The sequence below is a fragment of the Enterobacter cloacae complex sp. 397G4 genome (genome assembly GCF_050031515.1).
GTDB classification, from domain to species: domain Bacteria; phylum Pseudomonadota; class Gammaproteobacteria; order Enterobacterales; family Enterobacteriaceae; genus Enterobacter; species Enterobacter hormaechei_C.
On the sequence record NZ_JBLGWE010000001.1, the window covers coordinates 3,302,725 to 3,320,801 of the forward strand.

Genomic DNA, 18,077 nt, shown 5'->3' on the forward strand with positions numbered 1-18,077 from the left:
CTTACCCGGCCTACAACATCCGCAAATTTGCATCTTCCCTCCCCTCCCCGCACAATGAAGTCTGTCGCAGTGAAGACATAAGGTAACCTATGAGTCAGAGTCATTTCTTTGCCCACCTCTCCCGCCTGAAACTCATCAACCGCTGGCCGCTGATGCGCAACGTGCGCACTGAGAATGTGTCTGAGCACAGTTTGCAGGTTGCCATGGTCGCGCACGCGCTGGCCGCGATTAAAAACCGCAAATTCAACGGGCAGGTGAATGTCGAACGTATCGCCCTGCTGGCGATGTATCACGATGCATCGGAAGTGCTGACCGGGGATCTGCCTACGCCGGTGAAATATTTCAACTCGCAGATTGCCCAGGAATATAAGGCCATTGAGAAGATTGCCCAGCAGAAGCTGATCGACATGGTGCCTGAAGAGCTGCGCGATATCTTCGGGCCGCTGATCGATGAGCACCAGTATACGGAAGAGGAGAAATCCCTGGTTAAGCAGGCCGATGCGCTGTGCGCCTACCTGAAGTGTCTGGAAGAGTTATCCGCCGGGAATAACGAATTTTTACTGGCAAAAACGCGTCTGGAAAAAACGCTGGAATCCCGTCGCAGCGAAGAGATGGACTACTTTATGCGCGTGTTTGTGCCGAGCTTCCATTTGTCGCTGGATGAGATTAGCCAGGATTCGCCACTCTGATTTTCGCCCAGCGGCGCTGCGCTTGCAGGGCCTACGGGGTTGTAGGCCGGGTAAGGCGTAGCCGCCACCCGGCAAAATGCTCAGAACGGAAACAGGACCGGTATCAATACCACGCACACCAACATCACCAGCACGGTGAACGGCACACCCAGCTTCACGAAATCACTGAACCTATAATTCCCGGGCCCCAGCACCAGCGTATTGACCGGGGAAGAGACCGGCGTCATAAATGCCGCGGACGCCGCCATCGCAACGATCATCGCAAACGGATACGGCGAAACGCCCATCGATTTTGCCATCGCCAGCGCAATGGGCGCCATCAGCACCGCCGTTGCGGTATTGGAGATGAACAAACCAATGGTGGCGCACATGACGAACAGGCAAACCATCATCAGGTACGGACCATATCCCCCTCCCGCGTCCATTAAGCCTTTCACGATCAAATCCACCCCGCCGGTTTTCTGTAGCGCCAGGGCGAAGGGCATCATCCCGACGATGAGAATGATGCTCGGCCAGTGAATCGCTTTGTAAGCGCTTTCGGCGTCAATACAGCGGAATTTGCCCATTAACAGACAGGCGATTATCGCCGCCACCGGGTTAGGGATCTCGTCCGTCAGCATCAGCGCGACCATCAATACCAGGCAAAAAATCGCATGGGGCGCCTGGCTGTGCGCCGGTGATGCATCGTTCTCTTCAATCGGCATATTCAGCACCACAAAATCGCGGCCTTTCTGCCCGAGCTGGCTAATCAGTTTCCAGTTGCCGACCACGAGGAAGATATCCCCCAGCAGGATCGGCTCATCCACCACCGCCCCTTCAAGGGCTACGCCATCGCGCTTCAGGCCCACCACGTTGAGGCCATAGCGGGTACGAAAGCCGATTTCACGCACGGTTTTGCCCAATAACTCCGATTCCGGGATCAGCGACACCTCGGCCATTCCCACATCCAGCGCCTGGTCAGAGAAATACTCGCCGCGCAGGACCATCGGCTCCAGCAGCTGCTCGCTACAAAACTCCCGCAGTTCCACGTCCGCGGTGGACATATCAATCAGCAGGACGTCACGCGCGCGAAACTCTGACACCCCGTTCACGTTAACGATCACCCGACGAAAACGACGCCAGCGCTCAACCCCGATGACGTTCGCGCCATAGCGTTCGCGTAGCTTAAGGTCATCCAGCCGCTGCCCCACCATAGGCGATCCCGGGCGGATAGCCAGACGTCGGGCACGCCCGGTCAGACGATACTCTTTAATCAGATCGCGGAAAGAGCGCCGCTTCCAGCCCTCTTTGGCTTTATCCTTCTTCTCCCCTTTCAGCGCGAAACGGGTCAATAGCATATAGATAATGCCCATCACCAGTACCACCAGCCCGATCGGCGTAACGCTGAAAAAGCTAAACCCCTCAAGCCCCTCACGGATCAGTTCGCTGTTCACGACGAGGTTCGGCGGCGTTGCGACCAGCGTCATCATGCCGCTGATGAGCCCGGCGAAGCTCAACGGCATCATCAGCCGCGACGGGGAGATCTGCATCCTCATGCAGACGCTCAGCACGACCGGAATAAAGATGGCCACGACGCCCGTAGAGCTCATAAACGCGCCCAGCCCGGCGACCGTCAGCATCAGGTAAATCAGCATTTTGGTTTCGCTGCTGCCCGCCACCTTAACCAACCACGACCCCATCATCGTCGCCACGCCGGTGCGTACCAGCCCGTCGCCAATAATAAACAGGGCGGCAATCAAAATAACGTTGGGATCGCTAAACCCGGAAAAGGCTTCCGGCAGGGAAAGAGTACCGCTCAGAACGAATGCGACAATCACAAACAGGGCGACGGCATCCATGCGCACCTTGCCCGTGGCAAAAAGAATGATGGCGATTAACAGCAGGCTCAGGACCCAAATCAGTTCACCGTTCACAACATGTCCTTGTCAGTGGAGGAGAAGCAATTCTGCCATAAAAAAGCCCCGGTAATGCGGGGCTATATCATGGGATTACATTTTTAGCGAGACGGTTACAACTCCGTCTGACGCCTTCGAGACGTCGATGGCGGTCAGGGTGTTAAGCACGAAATCCGCCTCCTCCAGCCGGGGGGAACCCGCCGGGACGTTAACGGCAATGACGTGGCTTCCGGCGTTCAGCCCGGCCAGCACGCCTGCTGCCGCGTCTTCCACCACCACGCACTCCGCTGGCGCAAGGCCAAGCAGTTCAGCGCCGAGCAGGAACGCATCCGGTTCAGGCTTGCCGCGCTTCACGCGCTCAGCGGTAATGAAGACGTCCGGCGTCGGTAAACCTGCCGCCTTATGACGGGCATGCGCGACGGGAACCGAGCCGGAGGTGACGATAGCCCACGGGATCTGCGCTTCATTCAGGTGCTCAAGCAGTTCACGCGCACCGGGCAGCGCGGTGATGCCTTCGGTATCGGTAGCTTCAATCTGCTCAAGATAGCGGAACTCCGCCTGAATCTCTTCCTCAGAACGTCCCGCAAGGAAGTGCCGCAATGAGGTAATGGCCTGTTTGCCATGGATGAAATTCAGTACGTCCTGATGGTCGATGCCGTGCCGGTCGGCCCAGTGGCACCACGAGCGCTCCACCACCGGTAGCGAATCCACCAGCGTACCGTCCAGATCAAACAGAAAACCTTTACACTGCACACACACCTCCGTCAGGCATTAATGATTTGTTGAATTTCGTTGCTGCTTAAATGGTACTGACGCGGACAGGCGTGCCACGCGCTCAGCATACGTTGATACTTATCCCACATCGGGGTCTGGGCGTTGAAGCCGTGCGTACCCGCATCAAAATGGGTGTAACGCCCTTCGGTATTCACCATAAAGCGTACATAGCTCAGATAGCGCGCTTCCGTCGCAGCATCAAAGCCCAGGAACGTCACGCGGCGCTCGTCAATGGTCTGCTGGTCCTTCAGATTGGTCCAGGACACATGCAGCGCATGGTACATCTCCATGATGTCGATAACGATACGGCAGGTTTCCTCTTTCAGTTCGCCAAATTCGCGATCCAGTTCGCGCATCTGCAAGCCAAAACCACGTTCAACAATGGTTTGCAGGCGGCTGTAGCGCGCAGCGTTATCGGGATCAAGCATAGTCATCATCTTGTACTGGTTAGACAAAATCAGACGTTGAGCATGGGTCATTTCCATCTTTCGACTCCTGTAGCGCATTGCACTGTAAAAAAAAGACACGGTAACTGATTGTTACTGTGCCTTCTTTTGGTCGTCGTTTCGATGATCAATCACAAGTCATCGAGGAATGTTTTATCAAGCTGTTTAAACGCACGCTTGAGGGTATCCGCCAGCGCCTGATAGTCTGGCTTGCCTTCAACCGGTGCCAGCGCCTGGCCCGCCTCCTCCAGTTTTCCACGCACTTCATAAAACCAGTGTAAAACAGAAGGCGGAAGTGGCGTGACGGAACGTTTGCCTAACCACCATAGCCCCTGCATCGGCAGGCTTAACGCAAAAAGCGCCGTCGCGACGGCAGGGCCAAGCTGTCCACCTAACGCTATCTGCCAGCACAGGGTAAAAACGGCAATTGGGGGCATAAAGCGAATCGCATAGCGCGTGGCGCGAATAGTGCGATTTTCAATAAACATGGGCGCGAGGCGCTTTTCCATCGGCCATGTCTTTGCGTAATGCTGTCCCCGACGAAACAGACTAAAAAAGTTCACGGACGGGATTTCGGGTGTCGACATGGCTGTACCTCAACTTCACATATAAAAATTAAAATTTTCGTGCAAAACCACAACAGGCTATGACAACGTTCAAAATATTTTGTCATCGCTACCCCGTATCGGGTATCCTGTGCCAGCCTGATAGGGCCGTAGACGATAAGCGTTAACTCGTCAAATTATCGCATATTATGCCATTGTCTGAAAAATGTTCAAAATGGCTTAAAATCATAGGTATTTCTTCCATCCTGCCAGAATGTTTGTTTGGCATGATGTTAATCATAAATGTCTGGGTCAGCATGCGTTACGCTTTTAGACTCACTGACGTTTTTTTAGCCACGTATCAATAATAGGTACTTCCATGTCGAGTAAGTTAGTACTGGTTCTGAACTGCGGTAGCTCCTCACTGAAATTCGCCATCATCGATGCGCTCAACGGTGACGAGTACCTCTCTGGTTTGGCCGAATGTTTCCATCTGCCTGAAGCACGTATCAAGTGGAAGATGGACGGCAGCAAACAAGAAGCGGCTTTAGGTGCAGGCGCCGCTCACAGTGAAGCGCTGAACTTTATCGTTAACACTATTCTGGCACAAAAACCAGAACTGTCTGCTCAGCTGACCGCAATTGGTCACCGTATCGTCCACGGCGGCGAAAAATACACCAGTTCCGTGGTAATCGACGACTCCGTGATCCAGGGTATCAAAGACTCTGCGTCTTTCGCACCGCTGCATAACCCGGCTCACCTGATCGGTATCGCTGAAGCACTGAAATCCTTCCCGAGCCTGAAAGACAAAAACGTGGCCGTGTTTGATACCGCGTTCCATCAGACCATGCCGGAAGAGTCTTACCTCTATGCCCTGCCATACAGCCTGTACAAAGAGCACGGCGTCCGTCGTTACGGCGCACACGGCACCAGCCACTTCTATGTGACTCAGGAAGCCGCAAAAGTGCTGAACAAGCCGGTTGAAGAAGTCAACATCATCACCTGCCACCTGGGCAACGGTGGTTCTGTTTCCGCTATCCGCAACGGTAAGTGTGTTGACACCTCTATGGGTCTGACCCCGCTGGAAGGTCTGGTGATGGGTACCCGTTCCGGTGATATCGACCCGGCGATCATCTTCCACCTGCACGACACCCTGGGCATGAGCGTTGACGACATCAACAAAATGCTGACCAAAGAGTCTGGCCTGCTGGGCCTGACCGAGGTCACCAGCGACTGCCGTTACGTTGAAGACAATTACGCAGAAAAAGCTGACGCTAAACGTGCAATGGACGTTTATTGCCACCGTCTGGCGAAGTACATCGGTTCTTACACCGCGCTGATGGAAGGCCGTCTGGATGCTGTTATCTTCACCGGCGGTATCGGTGAGAACGCGGCAATGGTACGTGAACTGTCCCTGGGCAAACTGGGCGTTCTGGGCTTCGAAGTTGATCATGAGCGTAACCTGGCTGCCCGCTTCGGCAAGTCTGGCTTCATCAACAAAGAAGGCACCCGCCCTGCTATCGTTATCCCAACTAACGAAGAGCTGGTCATCGCGCAAGACGCGCACCGCCTGACTGCCTGATTCCACACCGCCAGCAATGCTGGCGGTGCTGTTTTGTAACCCGCCCAACGCGGCGGTAACGAAAGAGGATAAACCGTGTCCCGTACTATTATGCTGATCCCTACCGGAACCAGCGTCGGCCTGACCAGCGTCAGCCTCGGCGTGATCCGCGCTATGGAACGCAAAGGCGTTCGTCTGAGCGTCTTTAAGCCTATCGCCCAGCCACGTGCCGGTGGCGATGCGCCAGACCAGACCACCACCATCGTTCGCAAGAACTCCAATCTGCCAGCGGCTGAACCGCTGAAGATGAGCCACGTTGAATCTCTGCTCTCCAGCAACCAGAAAGACGTGCTGATGGAAGAGATCATTGCCAACTACCACGCAAACGCGCAGGACGCGGAAGTGGTGCTGGTTGAAGGCCTGGTCCCAACCCGTAAACACCAGTTTGCCCAGTCTCTGAACTTTGAAATCGCGAAAACCCTGAACGCAGAGATCGTTTTCGTGATGTCTCAGGGCACGGATACCCCAGAGCAGCTGAAAGAGCGTATCGAACTGACGCGCAGCAGCTTCGGCGGTGCGAAAAACACCAGCATCACCGGCGTGATTGTTAACAAGCTGAACGCGCCAGTAGATGAGCAGGGCCGTACGCGTCCTGACCTGTCCGAAATTTTTGACGACTCTTCCAAAGCGAAAGTCATCAAAGTTGACCCGGCTAAGTTGCAGGATTCCAGCCCGCTGCCTGTTCTGGGCGCGGTGCCATGGAGCTTCGATCTGATTGCCACCCGTGCAATCGATATGGCGCGTCACCTGAACGCCACCGTGATCAACGAAGGCGATATCAACACCCGCCGCGTGAAGTCCGTAACTTTCTGCGCACGTAGCATTCCACACATGCTGGAGCACTTCCGTGCAGGTTCCCTGCTGGTAACCTCCGCAGACCGTCCGGACGTGCTGGTTGCAGCCTGTCTGGCCGCGATGAACGGCGTGGAGATCGGCGCGATCCTGCTGACCGGCGCCTACGAGATGGACCCACGCGTAAGCAAGCTGTGCGAACGTGCGTTCGCCACTGGCCTGCCAGTCTTCATGGTGAACACCAACACCTGGCAGACCTCCCTGAGCCTGCAAAGCTTCAACCTCGAAGTGCCGGTTGATGACCACGAGCGTATCGAGAAAGTTCAGGAATACGTTGCGGGCTACATCAACGCAGACTGGATCGAATCCCTGACCGCGACCTCCGAGCGCAGCCGTCGTCTGTCTCCTCCAGCCTTCCGTTACCAGCTGACCGAGCTGGCGCGTAAAGCGGGCAAACGCGTGGTTCTGCCAGAAGGCGACGAACCACGTACCGTTAAAGCGGCAGCCATCTGTGCAGAGCGCGGTATCGCGACCTGTGTGCTGCTGGGTAACCCGGATGAGATCAACCGCGTTGCGGCGTCTCAGGGCGTTGAGCTCGGCGCGGGCATCGAAATCGTTGATCCTGACGTGGTCCGCGAAAGCTACGTTGCCCGTCTGGTTGAGCTGCGTAAGAACAAAGGCATGACCGAAGCCGTTGCGCGCGAGCAGCTGGAAGACAACGTGGTGCTGGGTACGCTGATGCTGGAGCAGGACGAAGTTGACGGTCTGGTTTCCGGTGCGGTTCACACCACCGCAAATACCATCCGTCCACCGTTGCAGCTGATCAAAACTGCACCGGGCAGCTCTCTGGTCTCTTCCGTGTTCTTCATGCTGCTGCCTGAACAGGTTTACGTTTACGGCGACTGCGCGATCAACCCGGACCCAACCGCAGAGCAGCTGGCAGAAATCGCTATCCAGTCTGCGGACTCCGCGATTGCCTTCGGTATCGAACCACGCGTCGCGATGCTCTCCTACTCCACCGGCACCTCTGGTGCAGGTAGTGACGTAGAGAAAGTCCGTGAAGCGACCCGCATTGCACAGGAAAAACGTCCGGATCTGATGATCGACGGCCCGCTCCAGTACGATGCCGCGGTAATGGCTGACGTGGCGAAATCCAAAGCGCCGAACTCGCCGGTTGCAGGTCGCGCTACCGTGTTCATCTTCCCGGATCTGAACACCGGTAACACCACCTATAAAGCGGTACAGCGTTCAGCAGACCTGATCTCCATCGGGCCAATGCTGCAAGGCATGCGCAAACCTGTGAACGACCTGTCCCGTGGTGCGCTGGTTGACGATATCGTCTACACCATCGCGCTGACCGCGATCCAGTCTTCGCAGCAGCAGTAAGCTAAAAAGCCCGGTGGCGCTAGCGCTTACCGGGCCTACGGTTTTATAGGCCGGATAAGCGAAGCGCCATCCGGCAAGAGAGGCGACCACAAATGGTCGCCTTTTTTATTACAGCAGCTCCCGCGCCGCCGACACAATGTCATGTGCCGTCAGGCCATACTCCTTCTGCAAGAAGTCCTGCGTACCCACCTGTCCATACCGTTCCTTCACCCCCACCCGCCGCATAGGCACCGGACAGGTTTCCACCAGCACTTCCGCCACCGCCGACCCCAGCCCGTTGTGAATGCTGTGATTTTCGCAGGTCACAATACGCCCGGTTTTCTCGGCATAATTTTTCACCAGCATCCGATCGATGGGCTTCAGGGTAAACATGTCGATGACCGCTGCGCTTACCCCCTCCTGCTCCAGCTGGCGCGCCGCCTCCAGCGCTTCCGCCACCATAATGCCGTTAGCAATCAGGGTAATATCGGTTCCCTCGCGCAGCACGTTGCCCTTGCCGATGGTGAAGGTTGACCCCGGGGCATACACGCTCGGCGCCTGTTTACGGATGGTCCTTACCCAGTAAAAGCCTTCCAGGTCGATAAGCTGACGCAGCACATCTTCGAACATCACCGCATCGGTCACCTCCAGCACCACTGAATGCGCCAGACCGCGCACGATGCCCATATCCTCAAAAGACATATGCGTCCCGCCGTTGTGGCAGGCCGTCACGCCCGCATCCGAGGCAATCACCTTCACGTTATTGCGCTGGTAGTCCAGGGACATAAACAGCTGGTCGAAGCAGCGACGGCTGGCAAAGGCGGTAAAGGTATGGACGAACGGCTTACGTCCGGTGAGCGACAGCCCGGCGGCCGTCCCAATCACGTTGGCCTCCATAATGCCGCAGTTGATAACGTGCTGTGGATAATCACGCGCTACGCCGTCCATCGCCATCGAACTCATCAGATCCGCTTCGAGCGCAATGATCTCGCTCCCGGCCTCAATCTGTTTTGCCACAAAACCCGCGTAGACCTTACGCATCTCAACGGCATCTTTCTGTCCTGTCGGTGCAACCTTAATCATGTGAAGCCTCCAGTTGGCGAATCGTCTCGTTAAGCGCCGCTTTGCTCTCCTCGGTTAATCGCAGGTGATGCGAGTTGCTGAGCTGTTCCAGGTATGGCACCCCCTGCCCTTTGATGCTGTCGAGGATCACCACCCGCGGACGCGCATCAGCCTCAGGGATCGGCGCGGTCACCTCCAGCAGCGCCGGAATGTCATCCCCTTTCACCGTCACCACGTCAAAACCAAAGGCGCGGAATTTGCCTTCCAGGTCGAAGGCGCTGATGATTTCGTCCAGCTCGCCGTCGAGCTGCTGTTTGTTCCAGTCCACGAATACCGTCAGGTTGTTCAGTCGATGGTGAGCGATAAACTGGAAGGCTTCCCAGCACTGCCCTTCATTCAGTTCTCCGTCGCCAACGATGCAAAACACCCGGTTTGGCCTACCTGCCAGCTTGTGCGACAGCGCCATGCCGCCAGCGATGGAGATCCCCTGCCCCAGTGAACCGGTGGTGGCATCCACGCCGCGTGTTTTCAGGCGATCCGGGTGACTTGGCAGACGCGTCCCGTTCTGGTTCAGCGTGCTCAGCTCTTCAATCGGGAAGTAGCCCTTAATCGCCAGCGTGCTGTACAGCGCCGGCCCCGCATGGCCTTTCGACAGCACAAAGTAATCGCGCTCTGGCCAGTCCGGATCGGCCGGGTCAATTTTCATCACCGCGCCGTACAGAACGGCCAGCGTTTCAACGACTGACATGCTGCCACCGTAGTGACCAAAACCCAGCTGCGTAAGGGATTTCAGCGTCTCAAGGCGGATCTGACGCGCCAGGTCGGTTATTTCATTCTCATTCATGATTTGGCTCCGGGGTTTTCCTGCGCGTTACCGCTGGCAGGTTTGTTTTTAGCGAAGACGTTGTAGGCCACCAGCAGCGCGAACAACACAACAACCAGTCCGGTGATGGCAAGCGGCGACAGGAAGCGTGCCAGGTTGCCCAGCACAATCCCGACCGCACCAAAATCAGCGTCCGAGAAGGTCGTATTCGCAAAGCCAATTGCGCCCAGAACAGGCAGCAGCAGGACCGGGAGGAAGGTGATCAGCAGGCCGTTAGCAAAGGCGCCAATCATTGCCCCGCGGCGTCCACCGGTGGCGTTACCGAACACGCCCGCCGTTGCGCCGGTGAAGAAGTGCGGAACGACGCCCGGGAGGATCAGCACCCAGCTAAACTGACCGCAGATGAACAACCCAACAATCCCGCCGAGGAAGCTAAACAGGAAACCAATCAGCACCGCGTTTGGCGCATACGGGTAGACTACCGGGCAGTCCAGCGCAGGCCGCGCATTGGGCACCAGTTTTTCCGAGAAGCCGGTAAAGGCCGGGACGATTTCCGCCAGAATCAGGCGCACGCCCTGCAAGATGATGAACACGCCTGCCGCGAAGGTGATGGCCATAATGATGGCGTATACCAGGTAGTTTTGGCCGCCGCTGAAGGTGGCCTCCACGTACTCACGTCCGGCGCTCACCGCCATGATCAGGTAGATAATCATCATGGTCAGGGAGATGGAGATTGAACTGTCACGCAGGAAGCTAAGGTTCTTCGGCAGGTTCATCTCTTCGGTGGAGCGCGAGCCTTTCCCGACCTTGCTGCCAATCCAGCCGGACAGCACGTAGCCCAGCGTACCGAAATGACCGAAGGCGATCTCATCGTTGCCGGTAATACGCTTCATATAGCGCTGCGCAATCGCCGGGAAGAAGGCCATAATCAGGCCGAGGATCAACGAACCGGTAAAGACCAGCCCGACCCCCTCGAAGCCTGCAACCGTCAGGATCACGCCGATCATGCATGCCATGTAGAAGGTGTGATGCCCGGTGAGGAAGATGTATTTCAGGCGGGTAAAGCGCGCGACAATAATATTCGCCACCATCCCGAAGGCCATAATGAGCGCGGTGGAAGCGCCATATTTCTCCAGGGCAATCGATACAATAGCTTCATTGTTGGGAATAATGCCCTGAATATTAAAGGCGTGCTCAAACATACCGCCGAGCGGATTTAAAGAGCCCACCAGCACAGTTGCGCCGCCGCCCAGTACAATAAAGCCGAGAATGGTTTTAATTGTGCCTTTTACCACATCCGAAAAGGCTTTTTTCTGCGCCACAAGACCAATCAGAGCAATTAACCCGACCAGCACTGAAGGGACTTTTAAAATATCAACAACGAAATTCAGCGTTTCAAGGATAAACATATCCACCTCGCCTTATCAGGATTATTGTCTTTCGAACCAGGCGCGCAGCTGCGCTTCGAGTTCGTTGATATCGATGATATTGTTGATTACCACCAGCTGGCTTTCCGGCACGCTGGCGCTGGCGGCAATGTCTTTCGCCATTACAAACAGATCCGCCGCGCCCGGCGTGGCCGAGGAGAGATCGGAGTGTTCAACTTCGGCCTCAATTTCCAGTTTTTTGAGCACCTTTTTAATATTCATTTCGACCATAAAACTGCTGCCCAGGCCGGAGCCGCAAATAGCCATGATTTTCATTGTTATCCCCTTTTTTGAGTAGAGTACGCCCCATCACGCTGACGCGTAATGTTGAGATGAATCGGATTAAATAATTAAATCAGAAGCGATCGATAACGGTTTTTATCTCCTCCAGCGTATTCGCCCGATGTAATTCAGCCATATCTTCGTCGCTGGAAAATAATTCCGCTAAGGCTGAGATCATTTCGATATGGCTATGCTTGTCCGGTGCCGCCAGCATCACAATCACATCGACGGGATCAAACTCACCGGCACCAAAAGAGACGCCCTGTTTTAGTTTTAATAATGACAGGCCAAGTCCTTTCGCCCCTTCTTCCGGTCGCGCATGTGGCATTGCCAGCCCTGGAGCCAGCACATAGTAGGGACCTAACGTCTGGTGCTGCTCGATGATAGCCGTGACATATTCCGGCGCAATGACCTGCAAATCCAGCAGCGGTTTCGCGCACAGTTCCAGCGCCTGGGGCCAGCTTTCAACGCTATCCTGTAGGATGATGGTTGTATCATATATCCACTTTTTGAGCATTTTTCACTCCCTCTAAAGACCAGACATGGGCAAACTCTATTCAACCCATCAATCAATGACTGCGATCGCGATCACAAAGATAGCGCTACCAACGACTAACATGCAGAACTGTGATAGCGCTATCAAATTGCTATCATGGTGCGAAATCACAGCAAAAAAAGGGATTTAAGGCGTATACTGCCTGTCACGTAAAATGAAGGATGAAACTGAATCGCGTCCTGTCAGCAGGAAGATGTATGTCTTTAACCCGAAAACGGCGCAGTACCGGAAAAGTAACGCTCGCGGATGTCGCACAGCTTGCCGGCGTAGGCACGATGACTGTTTCCCGTGCCCTCCGCACGCCCGAACAGGTTTCCGATAAACTGCGTGAAAAAATTGAAGCCGCGGTGCAGGAGCTGGGTTATATGCCCAATCTTGCCGCCAGCGCACTGGCATCGGCGTCGTCATGGACGATCGCGATGGTAGTTCCCAACCTTTCCGAAGCTGGCTGTTCCGAGATGTTCGCCGGGCTACAGCAGGTGCTCCAGCCAGCCGGATACCAGATCATGCTGGCGGAATCTCAGCATCGTCTTGAACAGGAAGAGAAACTGCTCGAAACGCTGCTGGCCTCGAATATCGCCGCGGCGATACTGCTCAGCGTCGAGCACTCCGATACCGTACGCCACTGGCTGAAAAACGCCTCTATCCCGGTGATGGAAATGGGTGCAATGCGTGCCGATCCGATTGATATGAATATCGGGATTGATAACGTCGCCGCCATGTATGAACTTACCGAGATGGTGATTCAGCGTGGCTACCAGAATATCGGCCTGCTGTGCGCTAACCAGGAGCAGTGGATTTTTCAGCAGCATTTGCAGGGCTGGTACAAGGCGATGCTGCGCCACCACCTGTCGCCGAACAGAGTGATTAATGCCGCCATGCCGCCGAACTTCTCCACCGGTGCGGCACAACTGCCAGAGTTCCTGCTGGCGTGGCCGGAATTGGATGCGCTGGTGTGCGTATCAGATGAACTGGCCTGCGGCGCGCTGTATGAGTGCCAGCGTCGGCGCATCAAAGTGCCGGACGATTTAGCGGTCGTGGGCTTTGGCGACAGCGACGTCAGCCGCGTCTGCCAGCCGCCGCTGACAACGATGGCAGTACCGCATCGCAAGATTGGGATTGAAGCCGGGAAAGCGTTACTGGAACGTCTGAATGACGGAGACTGGCGCGATCATAAACCCATCGCGTCCAGCCTGTGTCTGCGGGAAAGCTGTTAAGGCTTACTCAGCCTCTTCCTCTTTTTCCGCCTTATTTTCCGGTTTAGCGGATTCGTTTTTGGCGTTGCGGGTCATCCACAGCGCCAATGCTTTAAGGGAATCCGGCGTGAACTCGTCGCAACGCGCGGTGATCTCTTCCGGCGTCATCCAGCACACTTCGCTCACTTCCTCTTCCTGCAAGGCGAAAGGCCCGTGGGAAACGCAGCTGAACAGCCCGCCCCAGACGCGACAATGCTCATCTTCGAAATAAAACTGCCCGTGCTCGGCAAACGGCACGCCAGCGATACCTAACTCTTCTTCCGCTTCACGACGCGCGGAATCCAGCAATACTTCATCGGCCTGCACAACGCCACCCGCTGTGGCATCCAGCATACCAGGAAGAAAATCTTTGGTATCGGTGCGACGCTGGACCAGAATCTTGCCCATGCCGTCATGAACAACGATGTACGTCGCGCGGTGACGCAGACGCTCCGCACGCATTTGTTCGCGGCTGGCCTGCGCGATCACTTCATTCTCTTCGCTGACAATGTCAACCCACTCAGTACTTGCCAAATGATTCTGCTCCACCATCGGGAAACCTTCTCGTCTAAGCGCTCTTTCGGCGCGTTTGCAGTTGTGGTGTAACTTACGGATTAATCGCTATCTGCGCAATAACTTGCTGATCATTAAGTGCGATAACGCTTAATGTCCCGTCTTCATACATGCCGTAGCTTGCCGGATTGCCGCCTTTAGGAATGCTGACAGACCCGGGATTAAAGTGATAAAACGCCCCGCGTTTTTCCGCCACCGGAATATGAGTATGACCATAAACCAGGACATCGCCAGCGGCGAGTGACGGCAGGTTATCCGGGCCGAACAGGTGCCCGTGGGTCAGGAACAAACGGCTGTTTTCCATCAACACCTGTTGCCAGGGAGCGGTGATGGGAAAATTCAGCAGCATCTGGTCAACTTCGCTGTCACAGTTGCCGCGAACGGCGATAATGCGCGAGGCAAAATGATTAAGTTTTTCCGCCACCTGCGCAGGAGCGTAGCCTTCCGGCAACGCATTGCGTGGGCCGTGGTTTAACACGTCGCCCAGGATCACCAGCCATTGCGCCCCGCTTTGGGCGAACAGAGAAAGCACGCGTTCGGTCGCGGGCAGCGATCCATGAATATCCGACGCAAACATCAGTTTCATCAGTTACTCCTCAGGAATTCAGACTGCCCCTATCATACCTTAAGCGCCCCGTCTTATCAGCCCGCGCGCTTAGCAGAGAGTGCCAGATAGCGCTGTACCGACGCGCGTTGCCACTGGAATGTGGCGTAATCCACCAGCAGCTGTGGGACGTCATCGCCATTGAGGATCAAGCGATTGAGCATCAGCGCCAGATCGGTGTCGGCAATACACCACTCGCCAAACAGGTTGGGGTTACCCTGCGCCAGCAGCGATGACGCAGTTTCGATCAGCTTCCGGGCGCTGGATAAGCCTTCCTCGCTGAGGGCTGGCTTTTTGACGCCAGCGAACACCACGTCCGTAGAGCGTTCTGTGCGAATCGGCACCAGGTCGCTACGCAGCCATGCCTGGATCTGGCGAGCGCGGGCGCGCTTTTGCAGATCGTGAGGATAGATGCGTTCCCACTCTGGCGGGGCAAAGCGGTCCTCAAGATACTCGTCAATCGCCGAGGATTCACTCAACTCAAAACCGTCGATCTCCAGCACAGGGACTCGGCGAGTGAGCGCGTAGCCCTGCCACTGGGGCTTCAGATGTTCGCCGCTGTCCAGGTCGACGGTTTTCAGACTAAAAGTAAGCCCCTTTTCTGCCAGCGCCACATAAACGCTCATGACATAAGGAGAAAAAAAGTTCGCATCGGACCACAACGTTATTACAGGCTGGCTCATAACATCCTCATCGGCTGATCGGTTTTCACTCAACATATAATCTCTTTGCCTCGCTGTCACTTGATGAAAACTCACGATTTACAACAAGCACCTATACTGATTTTTTATGGCAACACTATTCGCACTGACAGGAGTTGAGAATGATAGATCTCTATTATGCCCCCACCCCTAATGGCCATAAGATCACCCTCTTTCTCGAAGAAGCCGAAGTGGACTACCGGATCATTCGCGTGGATATCAGTAAAGGCGACCAGTTCCGCCCCGTTTTTCTGGCCATATCGCCCAACAATAAAATTCCGGCCATCATTGATAACCTGCCCTCCGACGGCGGCAAACCGTTAAGCCTGTTTGAGTCCGGAGAGATTTTGCTCTATCTGGCAGAGAAAACCGGCAAGCTCCTGAGCGGGGAGTTGCGCGAGCGTCATCACACGCTGCAATGGTTATTCTGGCAGTCGAGCGGCCTCGGGCCGATGCTGGGGCAGAATCATCACTTTACTGCCTATGCGCCGCAGACGATCCCTTACGCCATTGAGCGATATCAGGTCGAAACCCAGCGCCTGTACGGGGTCCTGAACCGTCGGCTGGAAAAATCACCGTGGCTGGGAGGTGAGCATTACAGCATCGCAGATATCGCCTGCTGGCCGTGGATCAACACCCATGAACGCCACCGGATCGATCTGGCCACTTATCCGGCGGTGAACAACTGGTTTGAGCGCATCCGGACCCGCCCGGCCACCGAACGCGCCATGCAAAAAATCCATCAGATTTGAGCCTGCGCCCCGTTGGGTGCAGGTGTTTTCCTCATGTATGATGAGGTGAAAATACTGACACGGAGAAGACCTGCAATGTCCCAGCATGACGCTATTATTCGTATAAAAAACTTACGCTTACGCACGTTCATTGGTATCAAAGAGGAGGAGATCGCGAATCGCCAGGATATCGTGGTGAATGTAGTGATCCACTACCCGGCAGACAAGGCGCGTGCCAGCGAGGACATCAATGACGCGCTGAACTATCGCACGATCACCAAAAGCATCATCCAGTACGTTGAGAACAACCGTTTTGCGCTACTGGAAAAATTAACTCAGGATGTGCTCGACATCGCACGCGAACACCACTGGGTCACTTATGCTGAAGTGGAGATCGATAAACTTCACGCCCTGCGCTACGCCGACTCCGTCTCCATGACGTTAAGCTGGCAGCGCCAGGCGTAAACCTGGAGGTTGTATGAAGATCCTGCTCACCGGCGGTACGGGCCTGATTGGTCGCCATCTCATTCCACGTTTGCAGGCGTTGCATCACGACATTACCGTGGTCACGCGCAGCCCGGAGAAAGCGCGCCAGGTGCTGGGCGTCGGCGTTGAGATCTGGAAAGGCCTGGCGGAAAGGCAGGATCTGAACGGCTTTGACGCCGTCATCAACCTTGCTGGCGAACCTATCGCCGATAAACGCTGGACCGAAGAGCAAAAACAGCGTTTATGCAGCAGCCGCTGGAACATGACCGAAAGGCTGGTTGAGCTGATTCGCAACAGCGAGACGCCGCCTTCGGTGCTGATTTCCGGCTCTGCTACAGGCTACTATGGCGATCTCGGTGAAGTGGTGGTGACCGAAGAGGAGCCGCCGCACAACGAGTTTACCCATAAACTCTGCGCCCAGTGGGAGCGCATCGCCTGCGCGGCGCAAAGCGATCGTACCCGCGTCTGCCTGCTGCGCACCGGCGTGGTACTTGCGCCGAAGGGCGGTATTCTCGGTAAAATGCTGCCGCCGTTTAAAATGGGGCTTGGCGGGCCCATCGGCAATGGTCGTCAGTATCTGGCGTGGATCCATATCGAGGATATGGTCAACGGCATTCTCTGGCTGCTAGACAACGATCTGCGCGGGCCATTTAACATGGTATCGCCTTACCCCGTACGTAATGAACAATTTGCTCATGCCCTGGGGCATGCCCTGCATCGCCCGGCGGTGCTGCGCGTGCCTGCAACGGCGATTCGTCTGTTGATGGGTGAGTCTTCGGTGCTGGTGCTGGGCGGGCAACGCGCGCTGCCAAAACGGCTGGAAGCGGCCGGGTTCACGTTCCGCTGGTATGACCTGGAAGAGGCGCTGGGGGATGTGGTGCAGTGAATATGTTAGAGTTATACGCCATGTCTGGATGAGATGGCTTAACTATGGCAACCATTACCACAACCCGGCTTCACCTCACCCCTTTCGAACCTTCTGACTGGGCGTTCTTCCGCTCTCTGCGTGAAGACCCCGCCATCATGCGCTATATGGCCGCTATCACGCCGGAAAAAGAGACGCGCCGCGTATTTGCCGCGCGCCTGATGGCAGAGCATGTCTTTGTGATCCGTCTGCATAACGACGTTACGCCGCTCGGGGATATCGGCCTGCAAATCAGTGCGGCGAACCGTGAAGAGGCGGATATTGGCTACACGGTTGTGCCTGCCGCGCAGGGAAAAGGCATTGCCAGCGAGGCGCTGCACGCGGTGTGCGAGTATGCATTTAACCAGACGGGCGTGAAGGCGATAAACGCGTACGTGCTGGCAGATAACGTTGGGTCGGTGCGGGTCCTTGAGAAAGCGGGTTTTGTGCGCACGCAGGTGCTGGAGAAGGCGTACGAGATTAACGGCGTACGGTATGACGACTGGGTGTATCGGCTGGAGTGTTGAATGCCGGGCGGCACTGCGTTTGCCCGGCCTACGGGGTTT

20 protein-coding genes are annotated in these 18,077 nt (G+C 55.8%); 8 read left to right on the plus strand and 12 right to left on the minus strand.

Going from position 1 to position 18,077, the window contains the following annotated elements; all coding sequences use genetic code 11:
- Nucleotides 1–89: 89 nt before the first annotated feature.
- Nucleotides 90–689 carry a 5'-deoxynucleotidase gene (yfbR, locus tag ACQG1Y_RS15795; protein WP_426736798.1) on the plus strand — a complete coding sequence of 200 codons (600 nt, stop codon included), beginning with the start codon at nt 90–92 and terminating at the stop codon, nt 687–689.
- 80 nt (nt 690–769) lie between these two features.
- On the opposite strand, the gene ACQG1Y_RS15800 is transcribed toward yfbR, so the two are convergent.
- The 4 genes from ACQG1Y_RS15800 to yfbV all read right to left on the minus strand — a co-directional run bounded on the left by ACQG1Y_RS15800 (nt 770) and on the right by yfbV (nt 4,391).
- On the minus strand, nt 770–2,602 hold the full coding sequence (locus ACQG1Y_RS15800; protein ID WP_368740624.1) for an SLC13 family permease: 1,833 nt from the start codon (nt 2,600–2,602) through the stop codon (nt 770–772).
- Nucleotides 2,603–2,677: 75 nt separating this feature from the next.
- The gene (locus tag ACQG1Y_RS15805) at nt 2,678–3,337 is read right to left on the minus strand and encodes a sugar phosphatase (RefSeq protein WP_003861463.1); all 660 of its coding nucleotides are present in this window, start codon (nt 3,335–3,337) and stop codon (nt 2,678–2,680) included.
- A gap of 11 nt (nt 3,338–3,348) precedes the next feature.
- Nucleotides 3,349–3,843, minus strand: a complete 495-nt coding sequence (locus tag ACQG1Y_RS15810; RefSeq protein ID WP_003861461.1) for a YfbU family protein — start codon at nt 3,841–3,843, stop codon at nt 3,349–3,351.
- 92 nt (nt 3,844–3,935) lie between these two features.
- On the minus strand, nt 3,936–4,391 hold the full coding sequence (yfbV, locus tag ACQG1Y_RS15815; protein ID WP_017383434.1) for a terminus macrodomain insulation protein YfbV: 456 nt from the start codon (nt 4,389–4,391) through the stop codon (nt 3,936–3,938).
- 337 nt (nt 4,392–4,728) lie between these two features.
- Between yfbV and ackA the strand changes: the two genes are divergently transcribed.
- Entirely contained in the window at nt 4,729–5,931 is a 1,203-nt protein-coding gene (gene ackA, locus ACQG1Y_RS15820) for an acetate kinase (protein WP_015572267.1), read from the plus strand.
- Nucleotides 5,932–6,006: 75 nt separating this feature from the next.
- Nucleotides 6,007–8,148: a phosphate acetyltransferase gene (gene pta, locus ACQG1Y_RS15825; protein WP_017383435.1), complete on the plus strand. Its 2,142-nt coding sequence runs from the start codon at nt 6,007–6,009 to the stop codon at nt 8,146–8,148.
- A gap of 108 nt (nt 8,149–8,256) precedes the next feature.
- On the opposite strand, the gene ACQG1Y_RS15830 is transcribed toward pta, so the two are convergent.
- The 5 genes from ACQG1Y_RS15830 to ACQG1Y_RS15850 form a co-directional block, all read right to left on the minus strand.
- Nucleotides 8,257–9,210, minus strand: coding sequence for a transketolase family protein (locus ACQG1Y_RS15830; RefSeq protein ID WP_015572265.1), 954 nt, complete (start codon nt 9,208–9,210; stop codon nt 8,257–8,259).
- Entirely contained in the window at nt 9,203–10,033 is an 831-nt protein-coding gene (locus ACQG1Y_RS15835; protein ID WP_015572264.1) for a transketolase, read from the minus strand. Before ACQG1Y_RS15835 ends, ACQG1Y_RS15830 begins: the two co-directional genes overlap by 8 nt.
- Nucleotides 10,030–11,421, minus strand: coding sequence for a PTS ascorbate transporter subunit IIC (locus ACQG1Y_RS15840; protein WP_017383437.1), 1,392 nt, complete (start codon nt 11,419–11,421; stop codon nt 10,030–10,032). Before ACQG1Y_RS15840 ends, ACQG1Y_RS15835 begins: the two co-directional genes overlap by 4 nt.
- Before the next feature lie 21 nt (nt 11,422–11,442).
- Nucleotides 11,443–11,715: a PTS sugar transporter subunit IIB gene (locus ACQG1Y_RS15845; RefSeq protein ID WP_003861447.1), complete on the minus strand. Its 273-nt coding sequence runs from the start codon at nt 11,713–11,715 to the stop codon at nt 11,443–11,445.
- Nucleotides 11,716–11,794: 79 nt separating this feature from the next.
- Nucleotides 11,795–12,238, minus strand: coding sequence for a PTS sugar transporter subunit IIA (locus ACQG1Y_RS15850; RefSeq protein ID WP_017383438.1), 444 nt, complete (start codon nt 12,236–12,238; stop codon nt 11,795–11,797).
- Nucleotides 12,239–12,474: 236 nt separating this feature from the next.
- Between ACQG1Y_RS15850 and ACQG1Y_RS15855 the strand changes: the two genes are divergently transcribed.
- On the plus strand, nt 12,475–13,494 hold the full coding sequence (locus ACQG1Y_RS15855) for a LacI family DNA-binding transcriptional regulator (protein ID WP_017383439.1): 1,020 nt from the start codon (nt 12,475–12,477) through the stop codon (nt 13,492–13,494).
- 3 nt (nt 13,495–13,497) lie between these two features.
- Here ACQG1Y_RS15855 and yfcD read toward each other — a convergent pair whose 3' ends face one another.
- Genes yfcD through yfcF form a run of 3 tightly spaced genes read right to left on the minus strand, consistent with a single transcriptional unit; the run spans nt 13,498 to nt 15,372 of the window.
- The gene (yfcD, locus tag ACQG1Y_RS15860; RefSeq protein WP_006811396.1) at nt 13,498–14,064 is read right to left on the minus strand and encodes an NUDIX hydrolase YfcD; all 567 of its coding nucleotides are present in this window, start codon (nt 14,062–14,064) and stop codon (nt 13,498–13,500) included.
- Between the two features lie 55 nt (nt 14,065–14,119).
- On the minus strand, nt 14,120–14,671 hold the full coding sequence (gene yfcE, locus ACQG1Y_RS15865; RefSeq protein WP_003861437.1) for a phosphodiesterase: 552 nt from the start codon (nt 14,669–14,671) through the stop codon (nt 14,120–14,122).
- A gap of 56 nt (nt 14,672–14,727) precedes the next feature.
- Nucleotides 14,728–15,372 carry a glutathione transferase gene (yfcF, locus tag ACQG1Y_RS15870; RefSeq protein WP_017692996.1) on the minus strand — a complete coding sequence of 215 codons (645 nt, stop codon included), beginning with the start codon at nt 15,370–15,372 and terminating at the stop codon, nt 14,728–14,730.
- A gap of 140 nt (nt 15,373–15,512) precedes the next feature.
- On the opposite strand from yfcF, the gene yfcG reads away from it, so the two are divergent.
- From yfcG to ACQG1Y_RS15890, 4 genes are all read left to right on the plus strand, one after another.
- Complete coding sequence (yfcG, locus tag ACQG1Y_RS15875; RefSeq protein ID WP_003861434.1) at nt 15,513–16,142, plus strand: GSH-dependent disulfide bond oxidoreductase; 630 nt, start codon at nt 15,513–15,515, stop codon at nt 16,140–16,142.
- Nucleotides 16,143–16,217: 75 nt separating this feature from the next.
- Nucleotides 16,218–16,586, plus strand: a complete 369-nt coding sequence (gene folX, locus ACQG1Y_RS15880) for a dihydroneopterin triphosphate 2'-epimerase (RefSeq protein WP_003861432.1) — start codon at nt 16,218–16,220, stop codon at nt 16,584–16,586.
- 13 nt (nt 16,587–16,599) lie between these two features.
- Entirely contained in the window at nt 16,600–17,493 is an 894-nt protein-coding gene (locus ACQG1Y_RS15885) for a TIGR01777 family oxidoreductase (protein ID WP_032648963.1), read from the plus strand.
- 44 nt (nt 17,494–17,537) lie between these two features.
- Nucleotides 17,538–18,038 carry a GNAT family N-acetyltransferase gene (locus tag ACQG1Y_RS15890; RefSeq protein WP_045343827.1) on the plus strand — a complete coding sequence of 167 codons (501 nt, stop codon included), beginning with the start codon at nt 17,538–17,540 and terminating at the stop codon, nt 18,036–18,038.
- The last annotated feature ends 39 nt before the right edge of the window (nt 18,039–18,077 follow it).

Excerpts from the sequence above, each read along its gene's own strand:
- yfbR (WP_426736798.1), top strand. The coding sequence starts at position 90 with ATGAGTCAGAGTCATTTCTTTGCCCACCTCTCCCGCCTGAAACTCATC.
- ACQG1Y_RS15810 (WP_003861461.1), bottom strand. The coding sequence starts at position 3,843 with ATGGAAATGACCCATGCTCAACGTCTGATTTTGTCTAACCAGTACAAG.
- yfbV (WP_017383434.1), bottom strand. The coding sequence starts at position 4,391 with ATGTCGACACCCGAAATCCCGTCCGTGAACTTTTTTAGTCTGTTTCGT.
- ackA (WP_015572267.1), top strand. The coding sequence starts at position 4,729 with ATGTCGAGTAAGTTAGTACTGGTTCTGAACTGCGGTAGCTCCTCACTG.
- ACQG1Y_RS15830 (WP_015572265.1), bottom strand. The coding sequence starts at position 9,210 with ATGATTAAGGTTGCACCGACAGGACAGAAAGATGCCGTTGAGATGCGT.
- ACQG1Y_RS15835 (WP_015572264.1), bottom strand. The coding sequence starts at position 10,033 with ATGAATGAGAATGAAATAACCGACCTGGCGCGTCAGATCCGCCTTGAG.
- ACQG1Y_RS15840 (WP_017383437.1), bottom strand. The coding sequence starts at position 11,421 with ATGTTTATCCTTGAAACGCTGAATTTCGTTGTTGATATTTTAAAAGTC.
- ACQG1Y_RS15845 (WP_003861447.1), bottom strand. The coding sequence starts at position 11,715 with ATGAAAATCATGGCTATTTGCGGCTCCGGCCTGGGCAGCAGTTTTATG.
- ACQG1Y_RS15850 (WP_017383438.1), bottom strand. The coding sequence starts at position 12,238 with ATGCTCAAAAAGTGGATATATGATACAACCATCATCCTACAGGATAGC.
- ACQG1Y_RS15855 (WP_017383439.1), top strand. The coding sequence starts at position 12,475 with ATGTCTTTAACCCGAAAACGGCGCAGTACCGGAAAAGTAACGCTCGCG.
- yfcD (WP_006811396.1), bottom strand. The coding sequence starts at position 14,064 with ATGGTGGAGCAGAATCATTTGGCAAGTACTGAGTGGGTTGACATTGTC.
- yfcE (WP_003861437.1), bottom strand. The coding sequence starts at position 14,671 with ATGAAACTGATGTTTGCGTCGGATATTCATGGATCGCTGCCCGCGACC.
- yfcF (WP_017692996.1), bottom strand. The coding sequence starts at position 15,372 with ATGAGCCAGCCTGTAATAACGTTGTGGTCCGATGCGAACTTTTTTTCT.
- yfcG (WP_003861434.1), top strand. The coding sequence starts at position 15,513 with ATGATAGATCTCTATTATGCCCCCACCCCTAATGGCCATAAGATCACC.
- folX (WP_003861432.1), top strand. The coding sequence starts at position 16,218 with ATGTCCCAGCATGACGCTATTATTCGTATAAAAAACTTACGCTTACGC.
- ACQG1Y_RS15885 (WP_032648963.1), top strand. The coding sequence starts at position 16,600 with ATGAAGATCCTGCTCACCGGCGGTACGGGCCTGATTGGTCGCCATCTC.
- ACQG1Y_RS15890 (WP_045343827.1), top strand. The coding sequence starts at position 17,538 with ATGGCAACCATTACCACAACCCGGCTTCACCTCACCCCTTTCGAACCT.